This window comes from Microbacterium sp. NPDC060132 (assembly GCF_042729675.1).
GTDB classification, from domain to species: Bacteria; Actinomycetota; Actinomycetes; order Actinomycetales; family Microbacteriaceae; genus Microbacterium; species Microbacterium sufflavum.
In genome coordinates, this window is record NZ_JBHWXU010000001.1 from 2190940 (window position 1) to 2207988 (window position 17049).

At 72.5% G+C, this 17049-nt stretch carries 17 protein-coding genes; 6 read left to right on the forward strand and 11 right to left on the reverse strand.

What is annotated here, in order from left to right; genetic code table 11:
- Positions 1-25 precede the first annotated feature (25 nt).
- Both ACFWCH_RS10670 and ACFWCH_RS10675 read left to right on the forward strand, forming a co-directional pair.
- Positions 26-853, forward strand: a complete 828-nt coding sequence (locus tag ACFWCH_RS10670; protein ID WP_206251583.1) for an SDR family NAD(P)-dependent oxidoreductase — start codon at positions 26-28, stop codon at positions 851-853.
- Between the two features lie 58 nt (positions 854-911).
- Positions 912-1727 carry an SDR family NAD(P)-dependent oxidoreductase gene (locus ACFWCH_RS10675; protein WP_136034199.1) on the forward strand — a complete coding sequence of 272 codons (816 nt, stop codon included), beginning with the start codon at positions 912-914 and terminating at the stop codon, positions 1725-1727.
- A gap of 35 nt (positions 1728-1762) precedes the next feature.
- Here ACFWCH_RS10675 and ACFWCH_RS10680 read toward each other — a convergent pair whose 3' ends face one another.
- The 8 genes from ACFWCH_RS10680 to ACFWCH_RS10715 all read right to left on the reverse strand — a co-directional run bounded on the left by ACFWCH_RS10680 (position 1763) and on the right by ACFWCH_RS10715 (position 9579).
- A complete protein-coding gene (locus tag ACFWCH_RS10680) occupies positions 1763-2413 on the reverse strand; it encodes an HAD-IA family hydrolase (RefSeq protein WP_136034197.1) in 651 nt (216 codons plus the stop codon).
- A 29-nt stretch (positions 2414-2442) separates the two neighbouring features.
- Positions 2443-3135 carry an ABC transporter ATP-binding protein gene (locus tag ACFWCH_RS10685; RefSeq protein ID WP_378803512.1) on the reverse strand — a complete coding sequence of 231 codons (693 nt, stop codon included), beginning with the start codon at positions 3133-3135 and terminating at the stop codon, positions 2443-2445.
- A complete protein-coding gene (locus ACFWCH_RS10690) occupies positions 3132-4904 on the reverse strand; it encodes an ATP-binding cassette domain-containing protein (protein WP_378803513.1) in 1773 nt (590 codons plus the stop codon). The genes ACFWCH_RS10685 and ACFWCH_RS10690 overlap by 4 nt, the downstream gene beginning before the upstream one ends.
- Positions 4891-5751 carry a branched-chain amino acid ABC transporter permease gene (locus ACFWCH_RS10695; RefSeq protein WP_378803514.1) on the reverse strand — a complete coding sequence of 287 codons (861 nt, stop codon included), beginning with the start codon at positions 5749-5751 and terminating at the stop codon, positions 4891-4893. The genes ACFWCH_RS10690 and ACFWCH_RS10695 overlap by 14 nt, the downstream gene beginning before the upstream one ends.
- A gap of 82 nt (positions 5752-5833) precedes the next feature.
- Positions 5834-7003, reverse strand: a complete 1170-nt coding sequence (locus ACFWCH_RS10700; protein ID WP_378803515.1) for an ABC transporter substrate-binding protein — start codon at positions 7001-7003, stop codon at positions 5834-5836.
- Between the two features lie 47 nt (positions 7004-7050).
- The gene (locus ACFWCH_RS10705; RefSeq protein WP_136034188.1) at positions 7051-7440 is read right to left on the reverse strand and encodes a nuclear transport factor 2 family protein; all 390 of its coding nucleotides are present in this window, start codon (positions 7438-7440) and stop codon (positions 7051-7053) included.
- Positions 7441-7455: 15 nt separating this feature from the next.
- Positions 7456-8244 (reverse strand): MoaF C-terminal domain-containing protein, encoded by a 789-nt coding sequence (locus tag ACFWCH_RS10710; RefSeq protein WP_378803516.1) that lies wholly within the window; start codon positions 8242-8244, stop codon positions 7456-7458.
- A gap of 378 nt (positions 8245-8622) precedes the next feature.
- Positions 8623-9579 (reverse strand): helix-turn-helix domain-containing protein, encoded by a 957-nt coding sequence (locus ACFWCH_RS10715; protein ID WP_378803517.1) that lies wholly within the window; start codon positions 9577-9579, stop codon positions 8623-8625.
- A gap of 103 nt (positions 9580-9682) precedes the next feature.
- Between ACFWCH_RS10715 and ACFWCH_RS10720 the strand changes: the two genes are divergently transcribed.
- Entirely contained in the window at positions 9683-10873 is a 1191-nt protein-coding gene (locus ACFWCH_RS10720) for a DUF998 domain-containing protein (RefSeq protein ID WP_378803518.1), read from the forward strand.
- Positions 10874-10888: 15 nt separating this feature from the next.
- Here ACFWCH_RS10720 and ACFWCH_RS10725 read toward each other — a convergent pair whose 3' ends face one another.
- On the reverse strand, positions 10889-11746 hold the full coding sequence (locus ACFWCH_RS10725) for a MurR/RpiR family transcriptional regulator (RefSeq protein ID WP_136034182.1): 858 nt from the start codon (positions 11744-11746) through the stop codon (positions 10889-10891).
- A 135-nt stretch (positions 11747-11881) separates the two neighbouring features.
- On the opposite strand from ACFWCH_RS10725, the gene ACFWCH_RS10730 reads away from it, so the two are divergent.
- A complete protein-coding gene (locus tag ACFWCH_RS10730; RefSeq protein WP_366626952.1) occupies positions 11882-12775 on the forward strand; it encodes a BadF/BadG/BcrA/BcrD ATPase family protein in 894 nt (297 codons plus the stop codon).
- A complete protein-coding gene (murQ, locus tag ACFWCH_RS10735) occupies positions 12765-13700 on the forward strand; it encodes an N-acetylmuramic acid 6-phosphate etherase (protein ID WP_378803519.1) in 936 nt (311 codons plus the stop codon). The genes ACFWCH_RS10730 and murQ overlap by 11 nt, the downstream gene beginning before the upstream one ends.
- A gap of 39 nt (positions 13701-13739) precedes the next feature.
- Here murQ and ACFWCH_RS10740 read toward each other — a convergent pair whose 3' ends face one another.
- Positions 13740-15728 carry a primary-amine oxidase gene (locus ACFWCH_RS10740; RefSeq protein WP_378803520.1) on the reverse strand — a complete coding sequence of 663 codons (1989 nt, stop codon included), beginning with the start codon at positions 15726-15728 and terminating at the stop codon, positions 13740-13742.
- A gap of 94 nt (positions 15729-15822) precedes the next feature.
- Positions 15823-16407: a TetR/AcrR family transcriptional regulator gene (locus ACFWCH_RS10745; RefSeq protein ID WP_136029017.1), complete on the reverse strand. Its 585-nt coding sequence runs from the start codon at positions 16405-16407 to the stop codon at positions 15823-15825.
- A gap of 65 nt (positions 16408-16472) precedes the next feature.
- Between ACFWCH_RS10745 and ACFWCH_RS10750 the strand changes: the two genes are divergently transcribed.
- Positions 16473-17012 carry a hypothetical protein gene (locus ACFWCH_RS10750; protein ID WP_136029019.1) on the forward strand — a complete coding sequence of 180 codons (540 nt, stop codon included), beginning with the start codon at positions 16473-16475 and terminating at the stop codon, positions 17010-17012.
- The last annotated feature ends 37 nt before the right edge of the window (positions 17013-17049 follow it).

Below are 17049 nucleotides of genomic sequence, written 5' to 3' on the forward strand. Positions count from 1 at the left end.
CTGACGCCGTGGCGTGGGGAGCAGGATGACCGGGACGACACCGCCGCCGTTCCCCGCGCACCGCCGGGCACCGGGCGGCAGGGAGGACCACATGGAGCTGCGGCTGGACGGGACGACGGCCCTCATCACGGGCGCGGGCAGCGGCATCGGCCGGGCCGTGGCGCTCGCGCTCGCCGCGGAGGGGGTGCGCACGGCCCTGCTCGACCGCGATGCGTCCGCCCTGCGCGACACCGCCCGCGGCTGCGTCGAGCGCGGGAGCGCCGACCCCGTGCTGCTGGCCGCCGACGTGACCGACGAGGAGCAGGTGTCCGCGGCGGTCGCGGCCGGAGTCGCGGCGCTCGGCGGGCTCGACGCGGTCGTGTGCTGCGCCGGGGTCTCCGGCCCCGTCGGCACCGCGGTCGAGGACACCGCGCTCGCCGACTGGAACCGCGTGCTCGCCGTCAACGTGACCGGCGCGTTCCTCGTGCTCAAGCACGCCCTGCCGACGCTGAGGGCCGCCCGCTCGGCCTCGGTCGTGCTGCTCGCGAGCGACTCGGCCGTCGTCGCCTCGCCCGGCATGGCGCCGTACTGCGCCTCGAAGGCCGCGCTGGTGCAGTTCGGCCGGGCGCTGTCGGTCGACCTGGCCGGCACCGGGGTGCGGGTCAACGCGGTCGCCCCCTCCGTGGTTGACACCCCGATGAGCCGCGGCGACCTGGGCGCCGACGCCTTCGACGACCCCGCCTTCCCCGTGCAGACCGCCGAGGAGGTGGCGGCGCACGTGACCTACCTGGTGTCGCCGCGCAGCAGGGCGGTCAACGGCACCACCCTGCTGAGCGACTTCGGCTTCACCGCCCGTTCGGGTTTCCCCGCCTGACGCACCCGCGTCCGGCCCCGCGGCGCCCCGCGCGCCAGAACACACAACAGGAGCACACATGGCAACCGTGGTCGGATCGAGCGTCTCCGGACGCGTCGTCGTCATCACCGGAGGCGGCACGGGCATCGGTGCCGCCGTCGCGGAGCGCTTCGCGGCCGAGGGCGCGCACGTGGTCGTGGTCGGCCGTCGTCCCGAACCGCTGCAGGAGGTCGAGCGGGCGGTCGGCGCCCTGCCGATCGTGGCGGATGCGGCCGACACCGCCTCCGCGAAGGCCGCGGTCGCCGAGGTGCTCGCGCGCTTCGGCCGCATCGACGTGCTGGTCGCGAACGCCGGCGGCCACGGCTTCTCGCCCGTGGCCGAGACCGACGACGCGAGCTGGGAGGCCGCGATCCGCGCGAACCTCACGACCGCGTTCACGATGGCCCGCGAGGCCCTGCCGGCGCTCATCGAGGCGAAGGGCCAGGTGGTGGTCGTGTCGTCGCTCGCCGGGCTGTTCGCGGGGCCGTCCGTGGCCGGGTACACGGTCGGCAAGCACGCGCTGATCGGGCTCACCCGCACGCTCGCCCGCGACTACGGGCGGCACGGGGTGCGCGTCAACGCCATCTGCCCCGGGTGGGTGCAGACGCCGATGGCCGACGAGGAGATGGACGAGTTCGCGTCGCACGCGGGTCTCGGCTCCCGCGAGGAGGCCTATGCGACGGTCACGGCCGACGTGCCGCTGCGGCGTCCGGCCCGCCCCGCGGAGATCGCCTCCGTCGTGCGGTTCCTCGGCTCGGGGGAGTCGTCGTACATCACGGGTGCCGTGATCGTCGCGGACGGCGGCTCGCACGTGGTCGACGTCCCCACGATCGCGTTCGACCACGCCGGCATGTGACCAGGGGCGCGGCGGCGGGTGCCGTCGCCGCGTCGTCAGCCGATGCGCAGCTCGAAGCCGTCGTCGAGGTGCGTCAGGGTCACGGCGGTGAGGTCGTCGACGTGCACGGTCGGCGCGTGCGCCCCCGCGTGCCGGCCCACCCCGACCACGCGCATCCCCGCGGCGAGCCCGGCCTGGATGCCCGCGCCGGAGTCCTCGAACACGACGCACTCGGCCGGAGCGACGCCGAGCATGCGGGCCGCCAGCAGGAACCCCTCGGGGTCGGGCTTCGACGCAGACACGTTCTCCGCGGTCACCGCCAGCTCGGGCACCGTCAGCCCCGCGGCCTGCATCCGGGCGGTCATGAGCGCCACGTTCGCCGAGGTCACGATCGCGTGCGGCACCGTCTCCAGCGCCGCCAGCAGCCGGTCGGCCCCGGCGATGCCGACCACGCCGTCCACGTCGCCGGCCTCGGTGGCGAGCATGATCTCGTTCTCGTGCAGGTTGATCGCGTGGTCGCGCTCGGGCAGCAGGATCGCCATGCTCTGATGGCCCTGGCGTCCGTGCACCACCCGCAGCACCGTTTCGGGGTCGAGCCCGTGCGGCTCCGCCCACGCCAGCCACAGGCGCTCCACTACGGCGGTCGAGTCGACGAGGGTGCCGTCCATGTCGAGCAGGGCGGCGCGGGCGCGGAGGATCTCGGTCATCCGCTCAGGCTAACCCCCGGCAGCCCGTCTCAGCCGCCGAGGTAGGCGCGGTGCAGCAGGGCGGGGTCGTCCTGCAGCGCCTGCGGGCTGCCCTGGAACGACACCCGTCCGCCGGCCACGACCACCGCCTCCTGCGCGAGCCCGAGGGCCAGCTGCGTGAACTGCTCCACGAGCAGCACGCCCACCCCGGACTGCGCGATGGACTGCACGATCGGCATGAGCCGCAGGAACACGACGGGGGCGAGGCCGAGCGACATCTCGTCGATCAGCAGGATCCGCGGTTTCGCGGCGAACGCCCTCGCCAGGACGACCATCTGCTGCTCGCCGCCGGAGAGCAGCGCGGTGGGGGCGTCGATGCGCTTCTCGAGCTCGGGGAACTGGGCGAGCACGGCGTCCACCTCGGACGGGGTGCGCGCGGTGAGCGAGAGGTTCTCGCGCACGGTCAGTGACGGGAACACGGCCCGCCCCTGCTCGATGTGCACGATGCCGCGGCGGGCCCTGGCCACCCGGGACAGGCGGTCGATGGGGTCGCCGTCGAGCGTGATCGTCCCGGCCGAGTGCGGCGTCACACCCGACACCGACTCGATCAGGCTGGTCTTGCCCGCGCCGTTGGGGCCGACCAGGGCGAGCACCTCGCCGCCGGACACCCGCAGCGACACGTCGGAGATCACCGGTCCGGCGCCGCGGCTCACCGTGACGCCGTCGAGCACGAGTTCGCTCATGTCAGCAGCTCCGTCTCTCCCATGTACGCCTTCACGACGTCGGGGTTCGCGAGGACCTCGGCCTGCGGACCGCTCGCCAGCACGCGCCCGAAGTCGAGCACCGTGAGCGTCGGGCACACGGAGCGCACGAGGTCGAGGTCGTGTTCGATGATGATGAGCGCCACGCCGTAGCGGGCGGGCAGCTCCCGCAGCCGCGCGGCGAGCGCGAGATGCTCCTCGTGCGACAGCCCGGCGGCGGGCTCGTCGAGGATGAGCAGCCGCGGACGGGCGGCCACGTTCGCCGCGACCTCCACCAGCCGCCGCGTCCCCACGTCCACGCTCGACAGGCGGGAGCGCGCGGGCGGGCAGCCGAAGAACGCCAGCACCTCGTCGATGTCGGCCGCGGCCAGCCGGCGTCGCGCGACGAAGCGCACGTATGCGCCCACCGTGAGCGCGGGCGGCACGCGGTCCTGCTGGAACGTGCGGCGCAGTCCGAGCCGGGCGCGCCGCGTGGGGGAGAGCCCGGCGAGGTCGCGGTCGCCGAGCAGCACCCGGCCGTCGTGCTGCGGCAGGAACCCGCTGATGGCGTCGACGAACGTGGACTTGCCCGCGCCGTTCGGCCCGATGAGACCCATGATCGACGCGGCGGGCACCGTGAACGACACGTCGTCGAGGGCCTTGAGTGCCCCGAACTGCACCGTGAGACCGTCGACCGTGAGCACGGGCGCGCCGTCGAGGGCCGCCTCGTCGACGGTCGCGGTGGTCGTGGTGGTGATGGCGGCCGCGTCGGCGGCGGCGTCGTCGGGCAGCGCGGTGAGGTCGGCGTTCGCCGTGCGGCGGTCGGCGCGGCGGTAGATCAGGTTGCGGATGCCCTGGCCCAGGTTCGTGCCGCTGGTGAGGGCCTGCACGCCCAGCACGCCGAACACCACGAAGCCCCAGTCCTGGGGCACGCCCCAGCGCTTGAGCAGCTCGGGCACCAGCACCCACAGGAGCCCGCCGAAGATGGCCATGTCGATCAGGTGCGCCCCCGACATGATCGCCAGCACGTACAGCGCGAGCGACTGCAGCGGCGTGAAGCTCGACGCGAACGGCAGCTGCACCTGCCCGGCGAGCAGCCCACCGGAGATGCCGCCGAGGGCCGCCGAGACCGCGAACGCGGTGAGCTTGGCTGAGCGCACGCTCTGACCGGCCGCGGCGGTGCCGCGCTCGGAGAACGCCACGGCCTTCCAGCTCGCCCCCCAGCGGCCGCGCTGGAGGAAGAACACCCCGAGCGCGCACACCGCGAGCACGATGATGGAGAGGAAGAAGAACTGCCGGTCGTTGGAGAACAGCCCGGGGCGCTCGACCGCGATGCCGTCGGCCGATCCGGGGAACTGGATCTGCACGAGCGTCACGTCGGCGGCGGCCGCGAAGCCCAGCGTGACCACCGCGAGGTTCACCCCCCGCAGGCGCAGCGCCGGCAGCCCGACGAGGATCCCGACGAGGCCAGCCGCGACCCCGCCGCACACGAGCCAGACGAGGAAGCCGCCCGGCGCCTGCATCACGTTCAGCAGCGACACGATCCACGCGCCGACGGCGGCGAACGTGAGCTGGCACAGGGCGATCATGCCGGCCGAGCCGGTCACGATGCCGAGTCCGAGGATGGCGATCGCGGCGGTCACCGCGCTGATCGCGAGGAAGACGAAGTACCCCGGCAGGGCGGCGCTGAGGATCGCGCCGGCGCCGATGCCGAGGGCGGCCACGGCGAACGGCCAGGTGGTACGGAACCAGGGGCGGTCAGCGGGCGGCATCCCACACCTCCTTGCGCTGCGTCCAGAGCAGCAGGACGACGATGAACAGGAACGGGAGGAAGTTGCGCACGAGCGCGACCTCGTCGATCTGGGCGACGAGCCCGCCGAGCACGCCCAGCACCAGGCCGCCGACGACGGCGAGATCGAGACGGCGGAAACCGCCGAGCAGCGCGGCGGCGGCCGCGGGGACGATCAGCATCGACAGGCTGGTGGCGTCGTTGGACTGCGAGGGCGCGACGATGATGATCGCGATCGCGCTGATCACCCCGGTCACGAACCACACCGCGATCGACAGCGGACGCGAGCGGATGCCGAGCAGCTCGGCGGTGGTCGGCCGCTCCGACAGGGCGCGCAGCTGCGTGCCCACCCTGGTGCGGCGGAGCACGATCCGCACGACGAGCGCGGTGACGACCGCCATCAGCACGGTCGCGACCGTGACCTGGCTGATCACGACACCCCCGAGGGAGAACGCGGGACCGGCGATGATGGGCGTGAACGGCTGCGGCTTGTTGCCGAACAGGATGAACGACAGCGAGATGAGCAGCAGCAGCGGGCCCACGGTCATGGCGGAGCGCGTGGTGGTGGAGGCCTCGGAGAGCCAGGTGGCCGCGATGAAGCCGATCGCGGCGGACAGCAGCCCCGCCACCAGCACGCCCAGCACGGAGCCGAGCCAGATGGGCAGCCCGAGCTCGCGCACGAACCAGACGGCCGTGAACGCCCCGAACATGCCGGTCGCGGCCTGCGCGAAGTTCACGACGCGCACGAGCCGCGACATGAGGGTGAGACACACGCCGAGCACGGCGTAGAGGCCGCCGGCGGCGAGACCGGCGATGGCGCCTTGCAGCATCAGGCGTCCTTTCTGGTGAGGGGGGAGGGGTGTCCGACGGGCTCGGCGACCGGGCGGGTCGCCGAGCCCGTCGACGCGGGGACTACTCGCCGATGCGCAGCCAGTCGTCCGCGACCTTCTCCCAGGCGTTGGTGCCGGACTTCAGGATGATCGGCCAGCCCGCGGTGTTCTGCGTGCCGAAGGCGTAGGGCGTGCCCACCATCGGGTTCTCGATCGGCTCCATGCTCTTCAGGGCCTCCGAGACGCTCTCGCGGGTGATGTCGCCGTCGATGCTCTTGAGCACCTCGATGAAGTACGTCGCCGCCAGGTAGCCGCCCTGGCTGAACGAGGTGAGCGGGATGTCGTTGGCCTCCATCAGCTTCCGCCAGTCGGCGTTGATCTCGTTGTCGTCGGTGAACGGGTAGAACTCGGCGGGGACGTAGATGCCCGCACCGGCGTCGTCGATCGCGTCGGCGAAGTTCTCGCTGTACACGCTGGTGAGGTATAGCCAGGTCACGTCGTCCCAGCCCTGGGCGTTCGCGGCCTTGACCTGTCCGATCGCGTCGGGCTCGACGGGGTTGATCGCGAGGGCCTTGCAGCCCTGGTCGCGCGCCTTGACGATGTAGGGCGTGTAGTCGGACGCGCCGTACGGCACGGTGTCGTCGATGTACTTCGGCTCCTTGCCGGTGATCTCGGTCCACTTGTCGATGGCCGCCTGATACGTGGGGCGGGTGGATCCGGCGATCTCCAGCAGGATGCAGATGTCGTCCAGGCCGAGCACCTCGGAGCCGTACTGCAGCGTGAGGGTCATGTCGTTGAACGGCCCGACGTTGGCGGGCGAGATGTTGTCGCTGTCGAAGCAGCCGGTGTCGACGCCGATGCCCGGCAGAGACAGGATGCCCTCCTGCTCGTAGTACTTGGCGTTGATCTCGCACTCGATCAGGCTCGCGGAGCCGACCAGCGCCACGGCTCCGTCGCTGCCGACGATCTCGCGCGCCGAGGCGGTGGCCGTGGCCGGGTCGCCCTTGTCGTCGAGCATCTTGTACTCGATCTTCCGGCCGTCGAGCCCGCCGTCGTCGTTGAACGCGTCGAAGACGGCCGCGGCCGCCTGCGAGGCCTCGGGGAACGTCGCCGGGCCGCTGATCGTGTTCACGGAGCCGACGACGATGGGGGCGCCGTCGCCCCCGCCTGCGCCGTCCCCGCCGGCGCAGCCGGCGAGAGCGAGGGCGGCCACGGCGAGGACTGCCGCGGTGCCGGTTGCTCGTCTGTTCATGTGCTTCCTGCCTCTCGTGTTCGGTGGTGCTGTGTCGCGTTCGTGGGTCAGTCGCGCAGCGCGCGGTTCACGAGCTCGGTGTCGGTGAACTGCTCGAAGGCGACGATCTCGCCGCCCGCCACCCGCCAGACGTGGGCGACGCGGGCGGCGAAGAAGCGCCCGGTGCGCTTGTAGGTGCCGGAGTAGGTGCCGATCCCCACCACGACGTCGCCGCCGTCGACCACCTCGTCGATCGCGACGGTGTAGTCGTCCCACTCCTCCTGGATGCGGCCGAACACGTTCTCGGCCACCGCCTCCGGGCCGATGTAGGTGCCGGCGTAGGGGAAGCCGGCGGCCTCCGTCCACTCGATGTCGGCGGCGAACGGGGCCAGCATGCCGTCGAGGTCGCCGCGGTCGTTGGCGGCGTAGTGCTCGCGCACCAGGTCTGCATCGCTCATCGGGGTCTCCTCGGGTCAGACGGGCTGCACGTCGGGGTAGGCGACGGCGCCCAGCGGGTAGATGTGGCCGCCGGCGCGGGAGTGCTCCGACTCGCCGTCGCCGTTGAGGCCCAGGAAGATGCCCGTGGTCATCAGCTGATAGCCGAGGTCGTGCAGCCACACGCTTGCGACCGCGATGCGGAACTCGCGGAAGCAGAACAGGTACAGGCCGTCGGCGAACTTCCACACGGTCGACAGGTCCATGTCGCCGTGGCCGCGCTGCACGCCCTCCAGGCACTGCCAGGCGTAGCGCTGGCTCGACACGTACACGTGCTCGTACAGGTGGTGCGGGCTGTAGCGGTAGACGTTGCGCTTGCCGATCAGATCGCGGCTGGGGCCCGGCACCTCACCCGTCGCCTCGCCGCCGTCGATCGTCGCCGCCCAGAAGTCCTGCCCGACCTGGGGTGTGCCCTCCACGGCCTCCGCGGCGATGCGGGAGCGGACGACGGTCGCGCGACGGGTCGTGGTGCAGAACACGACCGTGAGGGCTTCGCGCTCGCGGCTGGTGAGCGGCAGGTTGACGAACACGACGTCGTCGCGCACGCGGACCGCGTCGTACGGGTCGCGGCCCGTGGCGCCGAGGCCGTCCCAGTGCGCCGACTCCTCGTCGAAGCGGAGCGCGAGGCTGCCGCCGTCGTCGAGGGTGAGCGTGAACGCGGTGCCGGCGAGTCCGGTGTTCGGCAGCCGGTACGTGTCGATGCCGGCGGCGAACTCGTCGTAGGTGCGCCACTCGTCCAGCGCGGGGTCGGCGGTGATGTCGGTCATGGGGGTCCTGACGTCGCACGCGGCGGGGCCACCTCGCCCCGGGCACCGCGTCATCGCGGTGCGCTTGCCTCATGCTCGATCCGGGCCCCGCAGCCGCTCAAGCGCGCGCTCCCCATCGCGCGCCGAGAGTCAACCGGCGTGCCCTCCCGGGCAAGTCCGGTGCGGTGCGGTGCGGGCCGCGGGGTGCGGTGTCGTGCGGTGGGGCCGGGTGTGCGGGGTGGAAAAGGGGCCGGGGGTGGGGGCGGGAGGCGCGTTTGTGATCCCGGATGCGGCGGGTGCGGGGCGTCCGCGGGGCCCGGGGTGGGAAACGGGCCGGGGGTGGGGGTGGGAGGCGCGTTTGTGATCCCGCACCGCGGACCGCGGGCCAGCGGGCGGGCGTCAGTGGGCGGTGCGGTACTCGCTGGGGGAGATGCCGTAGGCGGTCTTGAACGCGCGGCTGAAGTGCGCGGCGTCGACGAAGCCCCAGCGGGCGGCGATCGCGGCGACGGGACGGTCGCCGAGCATCGGGTCGAGCAGGTCGCGGCGGCACTGCTCCAGGCGGCGCGTGCGGATCCAGGTCGAGACCGTGACGCCCTGCTCCTGGAACAGTCCGTGCAGGTGTCGGGTCGAGATGAAGTGCGCGGCGGCGATGGTCGCCGGGCCCAGGTCGGTCGAGGCGAGGTTCCGGTCGATGTGCGAGCGGATGCGCTGCATGAGCGCCCGGTGCGGATCGGCCGAGGCCTGATCGAGCCCGAGCTCACGCGTGAAGACGGTCGTGACGAGGTCGAGCGCGCTGTGCGCGAGGCGGGCGCCGGTCGTGCCGGCGAGCTGGTCGAGGTTGCCCGCGAGCTGCGTGAGGTAGGGCACGACCATGCCGCCCAGACCCTCCTGCCCCGAGATGCGCACGGCCGTGAGCTGTCCGATCATGTCGGCGGGGAGGCTGATGAGGTGCTTCGGGAACATCACCACCATGGTGCGGAAGTCCTGGTCGAACACGAGCGAGTACGGGCGGTCGGTGTCGTACACGGCGAGGTCGCCCGCCTGCAGCACGGCTTCCCGGTCGTCCTGGATGAGCAGCCCGGTGCCGGCGAGCATGAGGCTCACCTTGAAGTACGAGCGGTCGCCGCGGGCGATCAGCTCCGACGTGCGCTCGACCACGTGGGAGGTGGCCCGGATGTCGTTCACGTGCACCTCGTCGACCGAGGCGCCGCGGATCACGCCGCGGAACTGGTCGGCCCCGGCGGTCGTGACCTGGAGGGGGACGAAGGACTCCGAGACGGCGGCGCGGAAGTCGCTGATGTTGCGCGCGACCAGGGTCGACACCGATTCGGCGGGGGCGGCGAGTGCACCGTTCATGACTGATCACCTCGGGCTGGTGGAACGACGACGTTGTATACGATCCGTTCCGCGATGGTATCACCGGGACCGCGCGAACGGGATGCCTTCTAGGATGTGGACCGTGAGTGACGGGGCGATGAGGATGCTCGCGGATCGGGTCGTGCGGGTGCTGCGCCAGGTGCGCGGACCGGGCACGCCGGAGGCGGTGTACGAGGCGACGGCCCTGATCGTGGGTGCCGCGTTCCTGGTGCTCGGGTTCGTCGTGGCGCTGCCGGTGTTCTGGGGCCATCAGCTGTCGATCAGCGGCACCGGCTCGATCGGCGTGTTCGCGGCGTACGGAGGCGCGGCCACCGCGGCGCTCGCCTTCGCCCTGGGGCGTCTGGCGGTGCGGCCCGAGCAGCCCGACCCCGCCGCCGTGCGCGACGGCTTCAGCGTGCCGGGCGACCGCCTGCGCTGGTACGACCTGATCGCGATCGCCTTCGCCCACGCCGCGATCGCCTACCTCGGCTGGCTGGGCATCGCGGAACTGCTGGAGCGCAGCTTCGTGGATGCCCCGGTGTTCCCGTTCCCCGGCGCGATCCTGATGGCGGTGGCCTTCGCGCTGACCGCGTACGTGTCGTTCCTCAGCGCGGTGGCCCTCACGCCGATGGTGCTGTCGCTCGTGCTGGCGGTGTTCCTCGTGGTCGGGGCGTTCGCGAGCATGCTGGCGTCGAGCGACGTGCACTGGTGGCGCGACAACCTGTCGGCGCTCGGGATGAGCAGCAACAGCGCCTCGGTCGCGTTCAACGCGACGCTGGTGATCGCGGGCGTGATGGTCACGACGATCGCGCGGTATGCCACGGCCGGGCTGCCCGCCGACGATCAGGCCGAGCGCCGTGGACGCCTCGTGGTGCGCGGCGGCCTGATCCTGATGGGTGTCTTCCTCGCGTGCGTCGGGCTCTTCCCCGTGGACGAGTTCTTCCTGCTGCACAACACGGTCGCGACCGGCATGGCCGTGGTGTTCGCCGTGGTCGTGGTCGGGCTGCCGTGGTTCCTGCCCGCCATCCCGCGGGTGTTCGTCGGCCTCGGCTGGGCGTACGTGCTGGTGATCGTGCTGCTCGGGGCGTTCTTCGCGGTGGGGTACTACAACCTCACCGCCGTGGAGCTGATCGCGGCGGTGCTGATCTTCAGCTGGATCATCGTGTTCCTGCGCACGGCGGGCTCGATCGGGCAGGGCGTCACCGGTGCCGGTGCCGGTGCGGGTGCGGGGGAGCGCGTACCGGCAGGACCGGAGGCGGCGATGCCGGCGGAGGCGGAGACCGGACGCGGCTGAGGCGCGACGGCGCGATCAGTCACGCAGGGCGTGCGTGGCCTGGCGGGTGCGACGCAGGGCGTCGACGGTCTCGGCGTAGCGTCGCTTGGCCACGCCGATGAACAGGCAGTCGACCAGGGTGAGCTGCGCGATGCGGCTGACCATTGCCCCGGCGCGGAAGGCCGACTCCCGCACCTCGGTGAACAGCGCGTGATCGGCGGCGTGCGCGAGCGGGGAGTCCTTGGCCGAGGTGACGGCGACGGTCGCGGCGCCGTTCGCGCGCGCCGTCTCCAGGAACCGCACGGTCTCGATCGTCGAGCCCGCGTGCGAGAAGCCGATCGCGACGGTGGGGGCCGCGTGCAGCACGGTCGCCGCGACGGCCTCGTGCGGGTCGGCGAGCACGTGCGCGTTGCGGCCGACGCGCAGCAGCTTGTGCGCGAGGTCCTCCGCCACGAACTGGCTCGCGCCGATGCCGTACAGCAGGATGCGGTCGGCGCCGTCGATCGCGTCGATGGCGGCCTCGAGCACGTCGAAGTCGAGCTGGGCGACGGTCTCCTCGATGGCCAGGAGTTCGAGCGCCGCGAGCTTCGACACCGCCTCCTGCAGCGTGTCCTCGTCGGAGATCTCCGAGCCGAAGGCGCCGCGGGCCGAGAACTGCGCGGCCTCTTTGCCGAGCTCGGTCGCCAGGGCCATGCGCAGCGGGGCGTAGCCGCTGAAGCCGATCGCGCGGCAGAACCGCACGACGGAGGCGACCGAGGTCTGGCACTCCTCGGCGAGCTCGTTGATGGTCTTGTCGATGACGATCGAGGGGTTCTCGCGGACCACGGTCGCGATGCGGGCGAGCGAGGGCGGCAGCGTCGATGCGGCCGCTTCGATCGTCGACTGGATGCTCAATCGGTCCTCCGGGGATGTGGGATTCTCAAGTATGTCGTGACGGGGGTCGTGACAAGAATGGTAAATTCTTTTCAGTGAGTCTACTTCGCATGTAGTCTCTTTTCGTCATATCCACCGCGTCCCCGAGGAGAGCCGATGAGCGCCCCGCCGACCGCCACCGTCGATCTCGGCAAGTCCCGCTGCCGCGTCGTCGTGCACGCGGAACCGCGCGTGGAGCGCTCGGGCCTCGGCGCCCCGGGTCTGGCGTCCGCCGGCGGCGTGACCGCGGCCCTCGACGCCATCCTCCCGCTGCTCGACGGGCTCCCGCGGCTCGATGCGATCGGCGTCGGAGCGGCCGGCGCGTGGTTCGCGCCGGACGCGGCCGTCGAGCTCGCCGGTCTGCTCGCGGCGCGCACCGGGGCCCGCGTCGCGGTCGCCTCCGACGTCGTGACCGCCCACGCCGGAGCACTCGACGGGGGAGCGGGCGTGCTGCTCATCGCGGGCACCGGCGCCGCGGCCCTCGGCATCGACGCGGACGGCGCGCGGCTGATCGACGGCTGGGGCCCGGAGCTCGGCGACCTCGGCAGCGGCTCCTGGCTCGGGCGCGAGGCGCTGCGGGCCGTGCTCCGCGCCGCCGACGGCCTGGCCGGCCCCACCGCTCTCACCGCCGCCGTCGCGGGACCCGTCGGGGCCCCGTCCGACGTGCAGGCCTGGCTCGCGGGCGACGGCGCGCTCGCCCGGCGCCTGGCGACCCTCGCCCCGCTCGTGCTCGACGCCGCCGAAGCCGGAGACGACGTCGCCGCCGCGATCGCGACCGAGGCCGTGCGCCTGCTCACCACCAGCGCGGTCGCCGCCTCCGCCGTCACGACCGACGTGGCCGTGCACGGCGGGCTCGCCGATCACGCCTGGTTCCGCGACACCCTGAGCTCCTCCCTGCGTGCGGCCGGCCGTCGTGTCGTCCCGGCGCGGGGCGATGCCCTGGCCGGCGCGCTGCTGCTGACCCGCCGCGTCGACCTCCCTCACGAAAGGTTCGTGCACCGTGCCGAATGACGACTCCCGCCTCGCCGCCCTCCTCTCCGTCCTGGAGACGCTCGACACCGAGGCGTCGACGACCGAGCGCGGCGACCTCGACCTGCTCGAGACGACCGAGCTCGTGCGCCGCATGAACGCCGAGGACCGCCGGGTGCCCGAGGCCGTCGCCGAGCGGACGGCCGACATCGCCGCCGCGGTCGACGGCATCACGGAGCGGTTCCGCCGCGGGGGACGCCTGATCTACATCGGCGCGGGGACGGCCGGGCGCATCGGCGTGCTCGACGCCAGCGAATGCCCGCCCACCTTCGGCACCGACCCCTCCATGGTGGTCGGCCTGATCGCGGGCGGCGAGACCGCGATCCGCTCCGCCGTCGAGAACGCCGAGGACGACGAGGAGGCCGCCGGAGACTCGCTGCGCGCGCTCGACCTCACCGAGCGCGACACGGTGGTCGGCATCTCCGCGTCCGGTCGCACGCCGTACGTCGTCGGTGGGCTCGAGTACGCCCGCAGCGTCGGCGCGCTGACCGTGGCGATCGCGTCGAACGCGAACTCGGCGATCGGCGCGGTGGCCGACATCCCGATCGAGGTCGTGACCGGGCCCGAGTTCATCTCCGGCTCCACGCGCCTGAAGTCGGGCACGGCGCAGAAGCTCGTGGTCAACATGCTCACCACGCTCTCCATGATCAAGCTCGGCAAGACGTACCGCGGCGTCATGGTCGACCTGCTCGCCACCAACGAGAAGCTGCACGCGCGGTCGATCCGCACCGTGTCGCAGCTGTCGGGGGTCGGCGTCGACGAGGCCGCCTCGGCACTGCAGCAGGCGCAGGGCTCGGTCAAGCTCGCCCTGCTCATGCTCGCCACGGCTGCTCCCGCCGAGACCGCCGCGACCGCGCTCGCCGGTGCCGACGGCATCCTCCGCGACGCGATCTCCGCCCTCGCCTGACCCCCGCCCGCGACGCATGCGGGCGGAGGACGCGGCTCGTCAGTGGCCGCAGGTGCAGTCCGCCCCGCCGCCGCAGCACGACGAGGCCGCGGCGCCGCCGTGGGCCTGCGACGACTCGGGCACGTCCATCGCCGGGTTCTGGTCGAGGAAGCCGTAGGGCTTGAACCAGAAGCCCGCATAGTCGACGGGCATGATCGGCCAGTCCTCCGGGCGGGGGAAGTGCGTGAGGCCGAACGTGTGCCACAGCACCAGATCTTCGCCGTCGATGCGACGGTCGCCCGCGCTGTACTCGGGGAGGCCGGAGCCGCCCTGGTGCGCGTTGGGGTAGCGGCCGGCCGGCCAGATCTGCCCGTGCTCGTAGCGCGTCGCCCACAGGTGCTTGGTCGCGAACGTCGCCCGCGCCGCCACCGACGAGGCGGGGTCGGCCATCAGCAGTGCGGTCGGCTCCGGCACCAGGTGATAGGCGGTGGGGCGGCCGACGTGGTTCGTGCGCGAGGCGCTCTGCACCTCCCACACCCGGGCGACCGAGGTGTCGGCCTCGCGCTGTGCGGCGTGCTCGGTCTCCAGCACCGTCTCCGACCAGGAGAACGCGTTGCCGAAGGGGTTCTCCGGTCCCATCGGCACCCGCTGCGCGTCGACCTCGACGAGCCGGTTGTCGGAGCCGTCGATCGCCACGTCGAGCCGGGCGCAGAAGAGGTGCTGGTGCACGGGGGCGAACACCCCTGGCGCGAGCTCGGTGGCGTGCTTCTGCCGCACGCCCGGCTCCCCGGCGCCCGCGAACACGATGCCCGTGGCCTTGGCGACCACCTCGATCGAGCCGTCCAGTCCGAAGTTCCAGTAGAAGCCGTAGTCGTAGTTGCCGATCGTGGAGAAGTACGACACCACGAAGCGCCGGGAGCGCCGCACGTCGGATCGGCCCGCGAGATCGGTGTGCTTCCACAGGATCCCGAAGTCCTCCTCGTGCATGCAGATCACGTTCGGGATGCGCACCGGGTGGCCGTGGTCGTCGGCGACGTAGCCGTCGAGGTAGCGGATCACGCCGAGGCAGTCGCACCCCAGTTCCAGGTGGTTGGCGTTCTTGCCGAGCAGGTACTCGCCCGCGTCGAAGTAGCTGATCCAGAATCGCCCGGGGGCCGTGTCGCCGTAGGGCACCACCATCTCGGGCACGCTCGCGCGGTGCAGCACGGAGCGCCCCTGGAACGAGACGTCGTGCAGCACGAGGCCCTCGCGGGCGTTGAAGCCGACGCGCATCGACCAGCCCTCCCACTCGACGAGCGAGCCGGACACGTGGAAGCTCGTGCCCTGCGGCTGGGTGATCTCGATGGGCATGAGCGTCGTGCGCGCCTCGCCCTGCACCTCGGGGTAGTAGTTGCCGTGACCGGCGGGCACCGGCACATCCCCCTCGTCCTCCACGCGGATCACGCTGTTCGAGGTGAGGTCGATGTGCACGATCAGACCCTCGACCGGGTGTGCCCACGGCGAGTCGTTCTCGTCGTACTTGAGGAAGGTGAGCGAGCGGATGACGCGGCGGCCCACCTCGTCGGCGCGACCCGTGTAGCCGGGAGCGAGGGGGGAGCAGAACGCGAGGTCGATGTGCTCCGTGAGGCCCCGTCGCTCCATGGCGGCCCGCCACTCGGGCGACGCCTTCGCGATGGACTCGGCCCGCTCGTACTCCTCGAACAGGTACTGCGGCTGACCGTACGGCGGGGCGTCGTTGGGCACGCGCTCGCTGCGCACGATCTCCCCGCGCGTGATCGACACGATCACCTCGGTGGCGACGCCCGTGGCGGTGTCGAGCAGCGTCACGTCGGCGCGGCGATCGATGGGGGAGCCGGGGCTCCACGCCGCGAGCTCCTCCTTGGTGGCCTCGTCGGGCAGCAGCATCGGCACGCGGGTGGTCTCGGTCATCAGTCCGGCCGCCTCCAGCACCGCGCGGGCGGCGGCGATCTCGGCACCGGTGAGCGGGTCGAGCGGGTGCGGAACCGCGATCTTCTCGACGGAGACGGGCTGCGGGGCGTGGTGGGACATCGTCGACCTCACTATTTTCGAGCAAACGCTCAAGAAACGGGATGGCACGATGATAGGCCGCGCGGACGCGCGTGCACAAGCGCCGGCTCGCGGGTCAGGCGCGCCAGGGGGCGAGGATGCCGTCGAGCACTGCGAGGTGGGCCGCGGCGGGCTGCGGCTCGGTCACCTCGACGATCTGCTGGCCGTACGTGATGGAGCGCAGCAGCGCCATGACCGCCGCGGTGGGCGTCTGCGGCCGCAGCTCTCCGTCGTCGACCGCCTCCTGCAGGGCCTCGCGGATGCTGTCCTGCCAGGTCGCGAGGGTCGGGGAGGCCGCATCGGGCGCGGGGGCGAGCGTGGCCAGGCGCCCCCAGAACCCCACCACGACGTGCGCCTCGGTGCGGGTGCGCTCGTCGACCGGCAGCACCTCGCGCATCAGGGCGTCGAGGCGCGCGAGGCCGCGCAGCCCCGCGGTGGCCTCGGCGATGCGCTGGTCGGTGCGGCGGGTGACCTCGGCGGCGGCCGCGCGGACGACGTCGTCGAACCCGTCGAAGTAGTGCCACAGCGAACCGGTGGCCACCCCGAGCTCCTTCGCGACCGCGCGGGAGGACACGCTCTCGTGGCCGTCGCGGGCGGCGACGGCGAGCAGCGCCTCGGCGATCTGCCGGCGGCGCTCATCGTGGTCGACGATGCGGGGCACGTGCCCATCCTCTCGTAGACGGTCGGGTCTAGCGATATTGAGCGCTCGATCAATATACTGCGACCGTGGAACCCCTCGTCCCCGCAGCACCGTGGCTGATGGCCGCGGCCGCGCTCGTCTCCGCCGTCGCGTGCGTGGCGGCGTGGCGGGCGGTGCCGTGGCAGGGGAGGCAGTCGGCGCTGGTGATGGCCGCCGGGATGCTCGTGCTCGCGATCCCCGGGGTCGACGCCCTGACGCGGCTCGCGCTCGGCGCGGTGCTCCTGGTCTCCGCAATGCTCGGCACCATGGGCGTGCGCGGCACCGCGGCCGCCGCCACCTGCTGTCACCGGGCGCTGGTGTCGCTCGTGATGGCGGTGTGCGCGTTCGACGGATCCGTCGTGGTCTCCTCGGTCGAGCGCGCCGTCACGCCGACCGGCCACGGCGGGCACGGCCTCGGGGGCGTGCTCTCGGCGCTCGTGATGATCGGGGTCGCCGCGGTCGTGCTGTGGACCGTGGCGGCGGCGTGGTTCGTGCCTCCGCAGCACCACGGTCGCACCGGGCGTCTGCTCGCCACGGAGTCGTGGGCGATGGCCGCGGGCGTCGCCGTCATGTGCCTCGGCTTCTGACCGCGGGGCGGGCGGGACTCGGGCGACCCGACCGGGC

Coding starts and splice junctions, on each gene's coding strand:
- ACFWCH_RS10740 (WP_378803520.1), bottom strand. CDS start 15,728: ATGTCCCACCACGCCCCGCAGCCCGTCTCCGTCGAGAAGATCGCGGTT.
- ACFWCH_RS10700 (WP_378803515.1), bottom strand. CDS start 7,003: ATGAACAGACGAGCAACCGGCACCGCGGCAGTCCTCGCCGTGGCCGCC.
- ACFWCH_RS10675 (WP_136034199.1), top strand. CDS start 912: ATGGCAACCGTGGTCGGATCGAGCGTCTCCGGACGCGTCGTCGTCATC.
- ACFWCH_RS10670 (WP_206251583.1), top strand. CDS start 26: ATGACCGGGACGACACCGCCGCCGTTCCCCGCGCACCGCCGGGCACCG.
- ACFWCH_RS10705 (WP_136034188.1), bottom strand. CDS start 7,440: ATGAGCGATGCAGACCTGGTGCGCGAGCACTACGCCGCCAACGACCGC.
- ACFWCH_RS10690 (WP_378803513.1), bottom strand. CDS start 4,904: ATGCCGCCCGCTGACCGCCCCTGGTTCCGTACCACCTGGCCGTTCGCC.
- ACFWCH_RS10685 (WP_378803512.1), bottom strand. CDS start 3,135: ATGAGCGAACTCGTGCTCGACGGCGTCACGGTGAGCCGCGGCGCCGGA.
- ACFWCH_RS10710 (WP_378803516.1), bottom strand. CDS start 8,244: ATGACCGACATCACCGCCGACCCCGCGCTGGACGAGTGGCGCACCTAC.
- ACFWCH_RS10715 (WP_378803517.1), bottom strand. CDS start 9,579: ATGAACGGTGCACTCGCCGCCCCCGCCGAATCGGTGTCGACCCTGGTC.
- ACFWCH_RS10695 (WP_378803514.1), bottom strand. CDS start 5,751: ATGCTGCAAGGCGCCATCGCCGGTCTCGCCGCCGGCGGCCTCTACGCC.
- ACFWCH_RS10680 (WP_136034197.1), bottom strand. CDS start 2,413: ATGACCGAGATCCTCCGCGCCCGCGCCGCCCTGCTCGACATGGACGGC.
- ACFWCH_RS10730 (WP_366626952.1), top strand. CDS start 11,882: ATGAGCGCCCCGCCGACCGCCACCGTCGATCTCGGCAAGTCCCGCTGC.